This is a genomic window from Nonomuraea sp. NPDC049624 (assembly GCF_040675255.1).
Classification (GTDB): domain Bacteria; phylum Actinomycetota; class Actinomycetes; order Streptosporangiales; family Streptosporangiaceae; genus Nonomuraea.
Map to the genome: position 1 here is coordinate 35,816 of NZ_JBFAOR010000025.1, position 13,957 is coordinate 49,772.

The window sequence follows — 13,957 nt, forward strand, 5'->3', positions numbered from 1 at the left end:
CGGACCTACCTGAGCGGAGGGGCCTTGTCGCGCCCGAGAGAGTGCTCGATCGCCAACGCGCTGGCCGTCGTGGGCGAGCGGTGGAGCCTGCTGGCGATGCGCGAGATCATGCTCGGGGTGCGCCGTTTCGACCAGATCGCCCGCAACACCGGCGCCAGCCGCGACATCCTCACCGCCCGGCTGCGCAAGCTGGTCGAGGTGGGCCTGCTGGAGCGGGTGCCGTACGAGCGGCACCCGCCGCGCCACGAGTACGTCCTCACCGAGGCGGGCCAGGCCCTGCACACGGTCCTGCTCGCCCTCATGGACTGGGGCGACCGGTACGTCACCGAGGGCGAGCCGCCCACCGTGTGGCGCCACTCGTGCGGCGAGCCCCTGGAGCCGCTCACGGTGTGCGCGCACTGCCGGGAGCCGGTGCGCCCGCAGGAGCTGACCGTGATCCGGGTGGACCAGCCGCAGTAGCGGGGACCGGTTTTCCAGGGGCCCGCCGGAGGTCATGGTAGGGCCTGCCCTACCATGCAAGGGCCCGCCGCCAGGATCGATCGCTGCCCCGCCGGGCCCGTAGCGTCGTGGCCATGACAACCCTCCGGCACCGCGTCGCCACCGACACCCGTTACACCCTGCTCGGCCTCCCCATGGCCGCCGCCTCCTTCACCCTCACCGTCGCCGGCGTCTCGGCCGGTCTCGGCTCGGCGGTCGTGTTCGCCGGGCTGCCCGTCCTGGCCGCCACCGCCGCCATGGCCCGCCACTTCGCCGACCTGGAGCGCGCCGCGCTCCCCGGAGTGCTCGGCCACCCGATCGCCCGCCCCCGCTACGCGCAGACCCCCGCGGGGGCGGGTTCCTTCCGCCGCATGATGAACCCGCTGGTCTCCGGCCAGGCGGCGCTGGACCTGCTGCACGCGATCATCACCTTCCCGGTCTCGCTGGCCGCCGCCGTCGTGAGCGCGGTGTGGTGGGCGGGCGCGGTGCTCGGCCTGACCTTCCCGATCTACGGCTGGGCGATCGCCGCGATCCCCGGCGTGGACGGCGGCCTGCCCGCCCTGCTCGGCCTCGGCACCGGGACCGTGCCGTTCGTGGTGTTCAACACGGCGGTGGGCCTGCTGTTCGCGCTCACGCTCGTCCCGGTGGTGCGGACGGCGGCCCTGGTGAAGGCGAGCGTGTCCCAGGCCCTGCTGACCCGCGCCCACGTCCCGTCCGTGGAGGGCGTGTCCCCGGTCTGGGTGACAGCCCGATAGGGACGGGGTTACCCTCCCAGGTGCCGAAGTTTCCGATCTTGTGAGGGCAGGGAAGCCGTGCCGTCGTGGGCAGAGCTGCCGATCGGCCAGGTGGTACGGCTCGACGCCGACCCCGACGCCCTGGCACTGGCCCTCGATCCCCTGCCGGACGACGCCCCGGCCGTCGTCACCTACTTCGCCGCCGAGGAACGTTCCGTCGCCGGCCTGGCCGCCTCCGTCCTGCGTGAGCTGGACAAGGCGGCCATCGCGCTGTTCCCGGCCTGGTTACCGGGCGCCGAGGGCATGCGGGAGCCGTCCGGGGTGAACGTGGCCGCGGTCCAGGCGCTGGCCCTGCGCAGGGCCTCGGTGACCGGCCACTTCGGGCCGTTCCTCGCCGAGCTGGCCCGGCGGGCGCTGAGCGGCGGGCCCAGCGGGCTGGCGCCGGAGGTCCGGGCGGCGGGGCTGGTCAGGGTGCTGGCCGACAGCTTCGGCCGGGCCCGGCTGGCGGTCCTGGTGCGGGTGCCGGACGGGCTGGGCGCGGCGGCGCTGGAAGTGCTGGTCGCCGGGTGCGAGTGGCTGGCGCACCGGGGCGGGGCCGGCGTCTGGCTGGCGGGCGCGCCCCTGCACGACGACCGCGTACGGACGATCGCCACCCCGCTCCCCGCGCACCCGCTCCTCACGGGCCCGCTCACCCTGAACCCGCTCCCCGCGCACCCGCCCCCCACGGGCCCGCTCACCCTGAACCCGCTCCCCGCGGGCCCGCTTCCCGCAGCCGTACCTGACGCTCGCGAAGCCGTCCCGCTTCCCGCGACCGCCGATCGGGCGCCCGCCGTCGCGTATCCGCCGGTGGCGGGCAGGCCGCATCCGGGCAGCGCGAGCGAGCGGGCGCTGGAGGCCGCCCTGTCCGCGCGGGCGTGGGCCGAGGGCCGGGCCTGGAACCAGACGTACCGGCCGGGGCCGCTGGACGTCCCGATCCGGGTGGACCTGGTCTGGGAGCGGGAGCGCTGCGTCGTGGAGATCGACGGCCCCGACCACCGGGCTCCGGCCAAGTTCGCCGCGGACCGGCGGCGGGACGTTCTCCTCCAACTCGACGGTTACGCCGTGCTGCGCTTTCCCGATGCTCAGGTGATGACTGACATGGACACCGTCGTCCGTCAGATCGGCCAGTTTCTGCGGAACCGCCGCAGAGCGGAAGGATGAGATATGCCGGACAAAGGGCTGACCCTGCCCGAGTTCACTGCCCTGCTGGTGCTGGCCGTCGAAGCCCGCGAGGTCTCCAGCAGCGAGCTCAAGGAGCACTACAAGCTGATCATCGACCGCCCGCGGCGACTGAAGCTCAACGACCTGAAGCTGGTCGAGAGCCGGCAGCCCAAACGCGGACGCGCCTTCGTGCACGTGCTCACCGACTCCGGGTGGGCCAGGCTGGCCGAGGACCTGCGGGCCGGGGCGATCCCGCCGCAGACCGGCTCGTCTGGGGCCATCGCGCGGGCCCTGCTCGAATGGCTGCCCCGGTTCATGCGGCGCACCGACCAGCGGCTGTCGGAGATCTTCCAGCCGGAGCCGGACGTGCCCCCCGCCGGTCTGGAGTCGCAGATCCGGGCCGCGTACGCCGAGCTGGCCGCCGCGCCCGGTTCGTGGGTGAGCCTGGCCCCGCTCCGGCGGCTGCTCCCCGCCGTCCCGAAGCAGGAGGTGGACGAGGCGCTCGTCGTGATGGAACGCCTCCCGGACGTGAACCTGGTCCCGGAGTCGAACCAGAAGACGCTCACGCCCGAGGACCGCGAAGCGGCGGTGATCATAGGCGGGCAGGACAAGCATCTGCTGTGGATCGGCGAGCTGTGAGCGGCGGCGGCATCGCGGACCTGGCCGCGCTGACGTTCAACTACACCGAGGGCGCCGACGACGTGTGGCGCCGCTCTCCCTTCCACGTCGATGGCCTGCACGGCGCGTCGACGAAGATCCTCCTCGACGGGCTGGCCGAGGCCGCCCACCGCCCCGAGAGCAGCCCCATCGGCGTGGTCGTGCAGGGCCAGCGCGGCACCGGAAAGACCCACCTGCTCGGCTGGCTGCGCGAACGCGCCCAGCGCGAGGACGGCTACTTCGTCCTGGTCGGCCTGCTGGACGCCAAGGGGTTCTGGGAGAGCATCGTGGTCTCCCTGCTGGACAGCCTCTCCCGGCCCCGCCACGACGGGCAGACGCAGCTCACCGTGCTCCTGGACCGGCTGGCCATCATGGCGGGGCTGTCCCGCATGGCCCGCCGCTCGATCACCGGCAAGCGCGGCCTCACCAGGGACGAGCTGGACGCCTTCGTCACCGCGTTCCGCCGCGTCGGGGGCCAGGTCGGCCGCGACAGCCAGGACGCCGCGCGCGCCCTGGTCCTGCTGGCCGGCGAGGATCCGGGGCTGCAGGACCTCGGGGAGTCGTACCTGTCGTCGGCGCCCGAGGGCGAGCCGGGCGAGCGGGCCCGCTGGGGCATCCGGCAGCTCGGCCGCACGCCGCAGGAGATCGTCAGGGATCTTTCGCGGCTGATGGCGCTCACCGGCCCGACGATCGTCGCGGTGGACCAGATCGACCCGCTCGTCGCCCAGTCACGGGTCACCACCTCCGGCAGCGCCGAGCACGACCCGGCCGAGCAGCTCATGATCGAGCGCATCGCGGGCGGCCTGATGGCGCTGCGCGAGGTCACCCGCCGGACGTTGACGGTCGTGACCTGCATCCCCGCCACGTGGGCGCTCATCGAGCGGGTCGCGGTCGACACCGTGCGCGACCGCTTCCGCCAGGCGGTGCCGCTCAAGACCATCCCCGACGCGGCCACCGCCCGCACCATGGTCGCCACGCGCTTCGAGGTGCAGTACGGCGAGGCGGGCGTCAAGCCGCCGTACCCGACGTGGCCGGTCCGGCCGGAGGCGTTCGAGCAGGCGCCCGGGATCACTCCGCGGGATCTGCTCATCCGGATCGACCGGCACGTCCGCGCCTGCCTGCTGGACGGCGAGGTCAGGGAGCTGACCGGGTTCGCGGCGGAGGCGGCGGCACATGCGCAGCCGACCGCGCGCCCTGCCGAGCACGCCCACCCCGCCGTCCCCGGCGATCTCGCCGCGCTCGACGGCCGCTTCGCCGAGCTGCTGGCCGCCGCGCAAGCTCCGGTGATCGACCAGGCCAGTGAGGACACCGCGATGCCCGCGCTGCTGGCCGCCGGGCTGCACGCGTGGATCGCCGAGCAGGGTGCGGCCGGCCGGGCCTTCGGCATGGACCCGCCGCCGAGCGCCAAGCCCCCGCTGCACGCCCGGCTGCGCCGCACGCTCGACGAGAGCAGGGAGGACGAGGTCCACTGGGCCTTCCGCGCGATCAGCGCGACGCACGGCAACGCGGCGCTGAACCGCCTCCGCAAGGCGTGCGTGGCGGCCGGGCTGGACGCGGAGGTGCCCAAGCGGCGGTTGTTCCTGCTGCGCGACACCCCCTGGTCACCGGGGCCGGCGACGCGGGAGGCGATCGCGGCGTTCGAGCGGGCGGGCGGCAGGACGCTGCGGATGAGCCGCCAGGACCTGCAGGTCCTCGCCGCGCTGCGGGCCCTGATCGCGGAGAACCCGCCGGAGCTGGCCGCCTGGCTCGCCGCGCGGCGGCCGACGTCCGGGATCGGCTTCCTCACCGAGGCACTGGCCGACGCGTGGAGCGTTCCGGCCGTACCGGCCCCCGAGGCCCCTGTGGCGGCGAGGAGCCGGGGCGGCGGCGACGAGGAGCACTCCCTGACGATCGGGCGGCGCGTCTCGGACGGCGAGCCGGTGCGGATCGCGCTGGAGGCGCTGCGCAAGCACACCGCGATCTTCGCCGGTTCCGGCTCGGGCAAGACCGTGCTGATCAGGCGGCTGGTCGAGGAGTGCGCCCTGCGCGGCGTCTCATCGATCGTGCTGGACCCGAACAACGACCTGGCCCGGCTGGGCGAGCCGTGGCCCGACCCGCCGCGCACGTGGGCCGAGGGCGACGCCCGCCGCGCCGCGGAGTACCTGGCGGCCACCGACGTGACCGTCTGGACGCCGGGACGGACCGGCGGACGGCCGCTGAGCTTCCAGCCGCTGCCCGACCTGGCGAGCCTGGCCGGCGACCCCGACGAGTTCGCCGAGGCGGTCGAGGCCGCGGTCGCGTTCATCGTGCCGCGGGTCAGGCTGGACGCCAACACCGACAAGGCGCTGCGCGGGCAGGCCGTGCTCAGGCGGGCGCTGGCCGCCTACGGAGGCGGCGGCGCGACCAGCCTGAGAGGGTTCGCGGCGTACCTGGCCGACCTGCCGGACGGGGTGAGCGAGCTGGCCAGCGCCCGGCGCATCGCGGCCGACCTGTCCCAGTCGCTGACCGCGGCCATGGACAACGACCCGCTGTTCGGCGGGGCCGGGGAGCCGGTCGATCCCGGGCTGCTGGTGACGCCGCCGCCGGGCAGGCGGGCCCGCGTCTCGGTGCTCAGCCTGGCCGGGCTGCCGGGCCTGGAGCAGCGGCAGAGCTTCGTCAGCCGGCTGCAGATGGAGCTGTTCGTCTGGTTCAAGCGGCACCCCGCCCAGGACCGTCCGCTGGGCGCGCTGTTCGTCATGGACGAGGCGCAGACGTTCGCCCCCGCGGCGGGAGGCGCGTCGGTCTCCACCCGCAGCACGGTGCTGCTCGCCTCCCAGGCCCGCAAGTACGGCCTGGGCCTGGTCTTCGCCACGCAGGCGCCCAAGGGGCTGCACAACCAGATCCCGGGCAACTGCGCCACGCAGTTCTTCGGCCTGCTGAACGCGCCGATCCAGATCAGCGCGGCCAGGGAGATGGCCCAGTCCAAGGGCGGCGGCGACGTGCCGGACATCTCCCGGCTGGGCGCGGGCGAGTTCTACGTGGCCGGCGAGGGCGGCGGGTTCGCCAAGGCACGCGTGCCCATGTGCCTGACGCACCACCCGAAGGCGCCGCTCACCACGGAGGAGGTCGTCGCCAGGAGCCGCGGGGGCGCCTGATCGCCACGGTCCCGGCCGTGGAGGGGGCGGCCGGGACCGCGCCGGCCTGCGCCGGTCGTCCCAGGAGGCCGGGGCTGTGCGGCCTGCGCCGGTCTTCAGGGGGACGGGCGGCGGGCCGAGGCGAGCAGGCGGCGGGCGAGTACGGCGAGGTAGAGCGCCCAGCCGGCGCCGACGACGGCCAGGGCGGCGACCGGCTGCCAGCCCGGCAGCTCCTCGACGGCCCGCCGGCACACGGCGACCGTCACCGGGATCGTGTAGAGCGCGAAGAAGGCCAGCCCGAGCACCCGTCCTGCCACGAGGAACCAGGCGTACACCCGCACGCCGCGCGGCGCCGTACGGGTGCGCCGCGCCCGCAGGTACGCCTGCGCGTCGGCCATGAGGTTCTTGTTGCCGCCGGCGTTGGCGATGGCGTAGTAGACGTCGGTGCGCATGAAGAACAGGAACTGCCAGGCGATCTGCGACAGGCAGATGACGACGACCAGCCGCACCACGGGCAGGTCGGCGGCGTACAGCACGCAGGTCCCGGCGCAGGCGAGGAACCAGTCCACCCGCATGCCCGCCAGGTGGGCGCGGTAGCGGGCGCGCCTGGGCACGCCCCAGATGCCGGTGATCCTGGTCTGCACGACGAGGAACTGCAGGCGGGTGCCGAGCGACAGCTCGGCCCGCACGCCGAGCGACCGGGCCGCGGCGATGTGACCGAGCTCGTGCACCAGCACCAGCAGCCAGGAGCCCACGGCGAAGGCGACGGTGAAGGTGAGGCTGTCCGACCAGACCAGCGAGGAGAACGAGGGCAGCACGCCGGGCCTGGCGACCGCCGCGGCCAGGGCGCACACGGTCAGCGCGGCCAGCACGGTGTGCGCCGGGCGGGAGAACAGCCAGGCCACGTGGCCGGGCCTGATCCGGTCCCACACGTTGGGCGGACGCCGCGGCGGCCCGAGCAGCCCGGCCGCGCCGAGCCCGGTCACGAACTCGGCGACGTCCACGTCCAGGCCGCGTTCGGCCAGGACCAGGGCGCGGGCTTCGGCGGCCGTCCTGGTGCCGTCGAGCGCCTCCACCACGGCCGCCGCCACGCCGGGCACGTTGACGAACGTCTCGCCGTTGCCGATCACGTAGTCGTCGGGGCCGTCGGCCACCACGCTGAGGAACGACAGGTCCGTCAGCGGCTCGGCCTTCACCCGCACACCTCGCAGCCGTCGCGGCGGTCGAAGTCGTAGGCCGTGGTGGTCAGCGTGAGCAGGTCGAGCCAGAGGCTGCGGCCCTCGACGGCGGGAGCTCCGATGCCGGTCAGGAAGCGGATCACCTCGGACGCGAGCATGCCCGACACGATCCCGCACAGCGGCCCGAACGACGGGATGGCCCGTCCGGGATTGTCGTTGGCGGGCAGGACGGTGGAGCCGTACCGCGCGGCCAGGGCGGCCTCCTGGCAGGCCAGGCAGCCGGTCTTGCCGGGCACGACCAGCGGCCCGAGCAGGCCGACGTGCTGGTTGAAGCCGCCGGTGACGAACGGCGTGCCGGCCCGCACGCAGGCCTCGTTGACCCAGCGGCGGATGTGCGGCTGCGGGGTGTCGACGGTGTTGACCACGAGGTCGGCGTCGGTGACGACGTCGGAGGGGCCGGTGATGCGCCGCTCGACGCGGGTGACGCGGACGTCCGGGCAGTGCTCGCGCAGCCTGCGGGCGGCCGCGGCCGTCTTGGGCTCGCCGAGGTCGCGGACGGTGTAGAGGTGCTGGCGGTGCAGGTTGCCGATCTCGACGCGGTCGTCGTCGAGCAGGGTCAGGCGGCCGACGCCGGAGGTGGCGAGGTGCAGGGCGACCTGGCCGCCGATCGCGCCGGCGCCGAGCACCGCCACGTGCCGGGCGGCGAGGTCGCCGAGCGCGGCCACGGCCCGGTCGGCCGGCTGGAACATGGCCATGAACAGCGCGAACCTGGACAGCCGGGCGTCGGCGGCGAGCGTGCCGAGCTCGGCGTCGGTGACCAGGAAGCGGGCCGCGCGCAGCTGTTCGACGGCCGAGTCGATCTCGGCGGGGGTGAGGTCGTCGAGGAGGTCGTACAGGTCGGACTGCTCGACGGGGGTCTCGGCGCACAGGCGCAGCAGGCGGCGCAGGGGCGGCGGCGCCGGGTCGAGGATCTGGCCGGTCGGGGGGAAGTCGCCGAGCCGGACGCGCCCGCGGGCGTCGTCGATGAACAGGGGGAAGACCGGATTCACCTGAATCCTGGGCATGAAGGCGGCTCCCGGGCGAGTGAGGGCCTCCCGCGGGGTCGGGCCGCGTCGCGGGAGGCCCGAAGTGGTCAGCAGCTGTTGCTGTTACCGGTGGTCTCGACTTCTTCGACCTTCTTGATCTCGATCGTCATGAGCGATCCTTCCGTCGATCTTGATGGGCCGATGAGATCATAAAGTAAAGATCGCCCCTTTTGATAGACCCAAGTACGAAATATCCGTGAAATCGTCTTATATCCGCGCAATAAAGTCGCGGGAACGTTTCCACATAAGCGCCGCCGACTCTTCCGAGTATCCGGGAAGATCGGGATCGGCGAACAAGTGCACATTTCCCGGATAAATGAAGCACTCGAATAACGGCCCCAACTCCGTCCGCAGACTGCGGACGTCACCGGCGTCCACCCACGGGTCGCCCTCCGCGTAGTGGAGCTGCACCGGCACCGAGACCGGCCACCCCTGCGCGCTCACCTCGGCCACGGCCGCACAGCCGTGGTAGAGCAGCAGCCCCCGGGCCAGCGGGTGCGTGGCCGCCAGGAGCTGGGCCCCGAACCCGCCCAGCGAGAACCCGGCGAACACCACCGGCCCGCGCACCTGCGCGGCGATCTCCCGCCAGCGGCGCGCGAGCTCGTCGAAGCCGATCGCGTCCCGTTTGCGCAGCCCGGATTCGAGGTCGTCGAAGACCTCGCCGTCGTAGTAGTCGGGCGTGCGCACGACGTGCCCGCCCGCGCGAAGCGCCTCCGCGGCCCCCATTACCCCCGGTCGCAGGCCCTGTGCGGAGTGCAACAGGATGATCTCTGCCATGTGCACTGTGTACCACCGCGCGCAGGCCCCACCAAGGGCCCCGTTCGGGCACCCTCCCGTGCCCCGCCGCGCCGGCGTGCGGGTCCCCGGGCGGCGGCCATGTCCGCCCGGGGGGTCGCGCGGGTCAGGAGCAGGTGTAGGCGGACGGCGTCGCGGTGTCGCCGCCCGACCTGCTGACCTGGAACCCGAAACTGGTGCTCGCGCCGGGCGCGAGCGTGCCGTTGTACCCGGCGTTCCTGGCGGTGACGTTCTGCCCGCTGACGGTGACGGCGGCGTTCCAGGAGCCGGTCAGGGTGTGCCCTGCGGGCAGGGTGAAGGTGACCGTCCAGCCGTTGATCGGGGACGTGCGGGTGTTGGTGACGGTCACGGGCTGGATGACGTACCCGCCGCTCCACTGGGTCTGCACGGTGCCCGCTGCCGTGCAGTCGCCTCCGCCGCCCCCGGTCAGGGTGGTGAAGGTGACCGCCGGGGACTCGCCGGACAGGTTGCCCGCGCCGTCGCGCGCCCGCACGTAGACCTGGTACTGGGTGGCCGCGGTCAGGCCGGTCAGGTTGATGCTGTTGCCGGTGGACTGGCCGAGCTGGGTGTCGGTGCCGCCCTGCTCGCGGTAGACGTTGTAGCCGGCCAGGCCGCTGCCGCCGGTGTCGGTGGAGGCGGCCCAGGTGAGGGTGGCCGAGTTCGCGGTGACGTTGCCCGCGGTGGGGGCGCCCGGCGTGCTGGGCGGGGTGGTGTCGGTGGAGGCGCCGCCGGCCAGGGCGTCGTGCACGGCGGTGTACGACGGCTTCTGCTGGTAGCTCTCGTTGTAGATCAGCGCGGCGCCCTGGCCGGGGAAGGTGTCGGGCACCCAGGAGTACTTGTCGGTGAAGCCCCAGATCGTCACGCCCTGGCAGGCGGTCACCGCGAGGCAGGCGTTGACGACGTTGCGGTAGTAGGTGGCCTGGGTGGCGTCCTTGGTGGCGTCCCTGGGGGTCTGCATGCGCACGTCCAGCTCGGTGATCCGGACCTGGACGCCGAGCGCGGCGAAGCGCTGCAGGTTCTGCTGGAAGTCGCTGGGGAAGCCGTACTGGATGGCCAGGTGGGACTGGAAGCCGACGCAGTCGATGGGCACGCCCTGCTGGCGCAGCGAGGAGACCAGGTTGTAGATCGCCGTGCTCTTGGCGTTGATGCCCTCGGTGTTGTAGTCGTTGATGCACAGCTTGGCGTCGGGGTCGGCGGCGCGGGCGGCGCGGAAGGCGTCGGCGATGTAGCCCGAGCCCAGCGTGTTGTACCAGAACGACGTGCGCAGGTTACCGTTGTCCTCGAAGACCTCGTTGACCACGTCCCACGAGACCACGGCCGGGTTGTCGGCGAAGTGGCCGACGACGTTGGCGATGTGGTTCTGCATGGCCGCGCGCATCGCGGTCGCGCTCAGGCCCTGCACCCAGCCCGGCGTCTGGTTGTGCCAGACGAGGGTGTGGCCGTGCACCTGCTGGTCGTTCTGGGCGGCGAAGGCGACGATCGCGTCGGCGCCGGAGTAGTTGAACTGGCCCTGGCTGGGCTCGGTGGCGTCCCACTTCATCGCGTTCTCGGCGGTGACCTGGCTGAACTCGGTCGCCGCGATGGTGCGGTAGGACGTCTCGCCGGACAGCGGGCCGGTGGCGAGCGCCGTGCCGATGAACTTGCCCTTGGCGGACGCGTGCGTGCGCAGCGGCGCCGAGGCGTCGGCGGAGGTGGCGGGGAGGAGGAAGGCTGCGAGAATCCCCAGCAGGGCGAGGACTCTGACGGACAGGGACGAGAGCACGGGCATCTACCTCCGGAGGCAGGCACTCGATTCCGAAACCTTTCGATCCGCGGCGGATCGCACCGCAGACGGTATTGACATGCGAGAGAACGATCAATGCCGATCCCACCCAGCCCCCAAAAGAGCAGTTGGCGAGCGAAAAATATCGGCTTTCACATGAAACTTTCACGGCTGCCCGCCCCCGGGGTTTTGGCTGCTCTAGCGCGACGTACCTACCGGTCGGTACTGTGAAAGTCCGGAATAATCGTCTGATGCGGGAGTTCTGCGCATGTCCCTTTCGCACGCCCAGGTCCAAGCCCAGCTCACCGGCCCCGGCCAGCTTTTCGAGACCGAGGAGATCGGCGACACCGGGGTACGCACGTGGAAGCACGCGCCGGCACACTTCCGCGCCCTGCTGGAGACCAGCAGGTTCCACGGCGAGCAGGTCTTCCTGGTCTACGAGGACGAGCACATCACGTTCGAGGAGCACTTCCGCCGCGCCGCCACCCTGGCCGGCCGCCTGGTCGAGGAGTACGGCGTCACCAAGGGCGACCGCGTCGCCATCGCCATGCGCAACTACCCGGAATGGGTGGTCTCGTTCTCGGCCGCGCTGGCCGCCGGAGCCATCGCCGTCCCGCTGAACGCCTGGTGGACGGAGGCCGAGCTGGCCTACGGCGTGCGCGACTCGGGGGCCAAGGTGCTGATCGCCGACGGCGAGCGGGCGGTCAGGCTGGCCTCCACGGGCGTGCCGATGATCGTGACCAGGGGCGAGGCGCCCGAGGGCGCGCGGTCGTTCGACGACGTGCTGGGCGAGGTCACCGCCGACGTGCGGCTGCCCGACGTCGAGCTGTCCCCCGAGGATCCGGCGACGATCTTCTACACCTCCGGCACCACCGGCCGGCCCAAGGGCGCGCTGGGCAGCCACCGCAACCTCGGCCAGTCCCCCATGACCGTGGCCTACGGCCTCGTCCGCTCGGTCACCATGGCCGGCAAGGACGCGGGCGCGGCGGCGAGCGTGCGCCGGGTGACGTTGCTGACCGTGCCGCTGTTCCACGTCACCGGCTGCTTCTCCGCCATGATCACCTCGATGTTCACCGGCGGCGGCGTGGTGCTCATGTACAAGTGGGACCCCGAGCAGGCGCTGCGGCTGATCGAGCGCGAGCGCGTCACCACGATGATCGGCGTGCCGACCAACGCCTGGCAGCTCATGTCGCACCCCGACTTCGGCAAGTACGACCTGTCGTCGCTGACCACCCTCGGCTACGGCGGCGCCCCCGCCCCGCCCAAGCTGCTGGAGCGCATCACCACGAACCTGCCCGACCGCGCCCCCTCCAACGGCTACGGCATGACCGAGACGACCGCCCTGGCCATCGGCAACGGCGGCGCCGAGTACCACGCCAGGCCCGACAGCATCGGCATGCCCTCGGCCGTCGTGGACGTGCGCGTGGTGGACCCCATGGGCGCCGAGCTGCCCGCCGGCGAGGTGGGCGAGCTGTGCGTACGCGGCCCGAACGTGATCATGGGCTACTGGAACCAGCCCGAGGCCACGGCGCAGACGTTCGTGGACGGCTGGCTGCACACCGGCGACCTGGCCAGGATCGACGAGGAGGGCTTCGTCTACATCGTGGACCGCGCCAAGGACATGGTGATCAGGGGCGGCGAGAACGTCTACTGCGCCGAGGTCGAGGCCGCCCTGTTCGAGCACCCGGCGGTGGACGACGTGGCGGTGATCGGCGTCCCGCACGACGAGCTGGGCGAGGAGGTCGGCGCGGTGATCCGGCCGGCGCCGGGCCGGTCGGTCACGCCCGAGGAGCTGCGCTCGTTCCTGGCGGACCGGATCGCCAAGTTCAAGATCCCGGCGCACGTGTGGTTCCGCGAGGGCGAGCTCCCCCGCAACCCCGGCGGCAAGATCCTCAAGACCCACCTGCGCCGCGAGGTCCTCGGCTCCTGACCGTCCCCTCCCGGGACGCCGTACCTCTCCGGACCCAGCTTCCGGGACCCGCACCCTCCTGAAACCCCTCCGGGGCGCCTCCGCAAGGAGGCGCCCCGTTCTTTTTCCCCGAAGAACCCGCAGGTCAGAGAGCGGTTCGCGGACTTCATTACCTGGTGCGTAATCGCGGCCCCTACGCCCCGGCTGACATCGTTCAAGTGTCGCAACCAGCACTTGAAGGAGCCAAGATGACCGCCCTCACCGTCACCGCCGACCGGACCAGGTTCCTGCGCCTCGCACTCGCCGCGGACGCCGTCGTCACCGGCGGCAACGGGCTGGTCTACCTGGCCCTGGCCGGCCCGGCGAGCGACCTGCTCGGCCCGGGCGCGGGCCTGCTGCGCGAGATCGGGATCTTCCTGCTCGTGTACGGCGCCGCCGTCGGCCTGCTGGCCTCCCGCCCCGCGATCAACCCGGCGGCCGTCAAGGCCGTCATCGGCCTGAACATCGCCTGGACCCTGGGCAGTGTGGCCGCCGTCGTGACCGGCGCGCTCGAACTCAGCACGCTCGGCGCCGTCTGGGCCATCGCCCAGGCCCTGGTCGTGGGGCTGTTCGCCGAGCTGCAGATCACCGGCCTGCGCCGGACCCGCCGCTAGCACCTCTCCTGAGAACCGTCGAAAGAACTCCTGGCAGAAAGTGAGATCGTCATGACCACCGAACTCGTCGAGCGCTACGTCGCCGCCTGGAACGAGACCGACGCCGACGCCCGCGCCAAGGCCGTCGCCGAGCTGTGGACCGAGGACGCGACCTACACCGACCCCATGGCCGACGTGGCCGGGCACGCCGGGATCGCCGCCGTGATCGAGGGCGCGCAGGGCATGTTCCCGGGCCTGGTGTTCACGCCGGGCGAGGTGTTCGACGCCCACCACCACATCGCCCGCTTCACCTGGCACCTCGGCCCCGCCGGCGAGGAGCCCCTGGCCGTCGGCTTCGACGTGATCGAGCTGGCCGAGGACGGCCGCATCCGCAAGGTCCTCGGCTTCCTCGACAAGGTGCCCGCCGCCTGACATC

At 72.7% G+C, this 13,957-nt stretch carries 12 protein-coding genes; 8 read left to right on the forward strand and 4 right to left on the reverse strand.

Going from position 1 to position 13,957, the window contains the following annotated elements:
• Positions 1-24 precede the first annotated feature (24 nt).
• From AB0J76_RS48425 to AB0J76_RS48445, 5 genes are all read left to right on the forward strand, one after another.
• On the forward strand, positions 25-459 hold the full coding sequence (locus tag AB0J76_RS48425; protein WP_352324399.1) for a helix-turn-helix domain-containing protein: 435 nt from the start codon (positions 25-27) through the stop codon (positions 457-459).
• A gap of 113 nt (positions 460-572) precedes the next feature.
• Entirely contained in the window at positions 573-1,232 is a 660-nt protein-coding gene (locus AB0J76_RS48430) for a sensor domain-containing protein (protein WP_352324398.1), read from the forward strand.
• Positions 1,233-1,289: 57 nt separating this feature from the next.
• A complete protein-coding gene (locus tag AB0J76_RS48435; protein ID WP_352324397.1) occupies positions 1,290-2,411 on the forward strand; it encodes a DUF559 domain-containing protein in 1,122 nt (373 codons plus the stop codon).
• A 3-nt stretch (positions 2,412-2,414) separates the two neighbouring features.
• A complete protein-coding gene (locus AB0J76_RS48440) occupies positions 2,415-3,050 on the forward strand; it encodes a hypothetical protein (protein ID WP_352324396.1) in 636 nt (211 codons plus the stop codon).
• Positions 3,032-6,181 (forward strand): DUF87 domain-containing protein, encoded by a 3,150-nt coding sequence (locus tag AB0J76_RS48445; protein WP_352324395.1) that lies wholly within the window; start codon positions 3,032-3,034, stop codon positions 6,179-6,181. Before AB0J76_RS48440 ends, AB0J76_RS48445 begins: the two co-directional genes overlap by 19 nt.
• 95 nt (positions 6,182-6,276) lie before the next feature.
• On the opposite strand, the gene AB0J76_RS48450 is transcribed toward AB0J76_RS48445, so the two are convergent.
• The 4 genes from AB0J76_RS48450 to AB0J76_RS48465 all read right to left on the reverse strand — a co-directional run bounded on the left by AB0J76_RS48450 (position 6,277) and on the right by AB0J76_RS48465 (position 10,986).
• Positions 6,277-7,356 (reverse strand): hypothetical protein, encoded by a 1,080-nt coding sequence (locus AB0J76_RS48450; RefSeq protein ID WP_352324394.1) that lies wholly within the window; start codon positions 7,354-7,356, stop codon positions 6,277-6,279.
• The gene (locus tag AB0J76_RS48455; RefSeq protein WP_352324393.1) at positions 7,353-8,402 is read right to left on the reverse strand and encodes a TOMM precursor leader peptide-binding protein; all 1,050 of its coding nucleotides are present in this window, start codon (positions 8,400-8,402) and stop codon (positions 7,353-7,355) included. The genes AB0J76_RS48450 and AB0J76_RS48455 overlap by 4 nt, the downstream gene beginning before the upstream one ends.
• 228 nt (positions 8,403-8,630) lie before the next feature.
• Positions 8,631-9,200 (reverse strand): dienelactone hydrolase family protein, encoded by a 570-nt coding sequence (locus AB0J76_RS48460; protein ID WP_352324392.1) that lies wholly within the window; start codon positions 9,198-9,200, stop codon positions 8,631-8,633.
• 124 nt (positions 9,201-9,324) lie between these two features.
• Positions 9,325-10,986, reverse strand: a complete 1,662-nt coding sequence (locus AB0J76_RS48465) for an endo-1,4-beta-xylanase (RefSeq protein WP_352324390.1) — start codon at positions 10,984-10,986, stop codon at positions 9,325-9,327.
• A 262-nt stretch (positions 10,987-11,248) separates the two neighbouring features.
• On the opposite strand from AB0J76_RS48465, the gene AB0J76_RS48470 reads away from it, so the two are divergent.
• The 3 genes from AB0J76_RS48470 (at position 11,249) to AB0J76_RS48480 (ending at position 13,953) form a co-directional block, all read left to right on the forward strand.
• The gene (locus tag AB0J76_RS48470) at positions 11,249-12,910 is read left to right on the forward strand and encodes a class I adenylate-forming enzyme family protein (protein ID WP_352324389.1); all 1,662 of its coding nucleotides are present in this window, start codon (positions 11,249-11,251) and stop codon (positions 12,908-12,910) included.
• A gap of 227 nt (positions 12,911-13,137) precedes the next feature.
• Positions 13,138-13,542: a hypothetical protein gene (locus AB0J76_RS48475; RefSeq protein ID WP_352327927.1), complete on the forward strand. Its 405-nt coding sequence runs from the start codon at positions 13,138-13,140 to the stop codon at positions 13,540-13,542.
• Positions 13,543-13,593: 51 nt separating this feature from the next.
• Positions 13,594-13,953 carry a nuclear transport factor 2 family protein gene (locus tag AB0J76_RS48480; protein ID WP_352327926.1) on the forward strand — a complete coding sequence of 120 codons (360 nt, stop codon included), beginning with the start codon at positions 13,594-13,596 and terminating at the stop codon, positions 13,951-13,953.
• Positions 13,954-13,957: the final 4 nt, after the last annotated feature.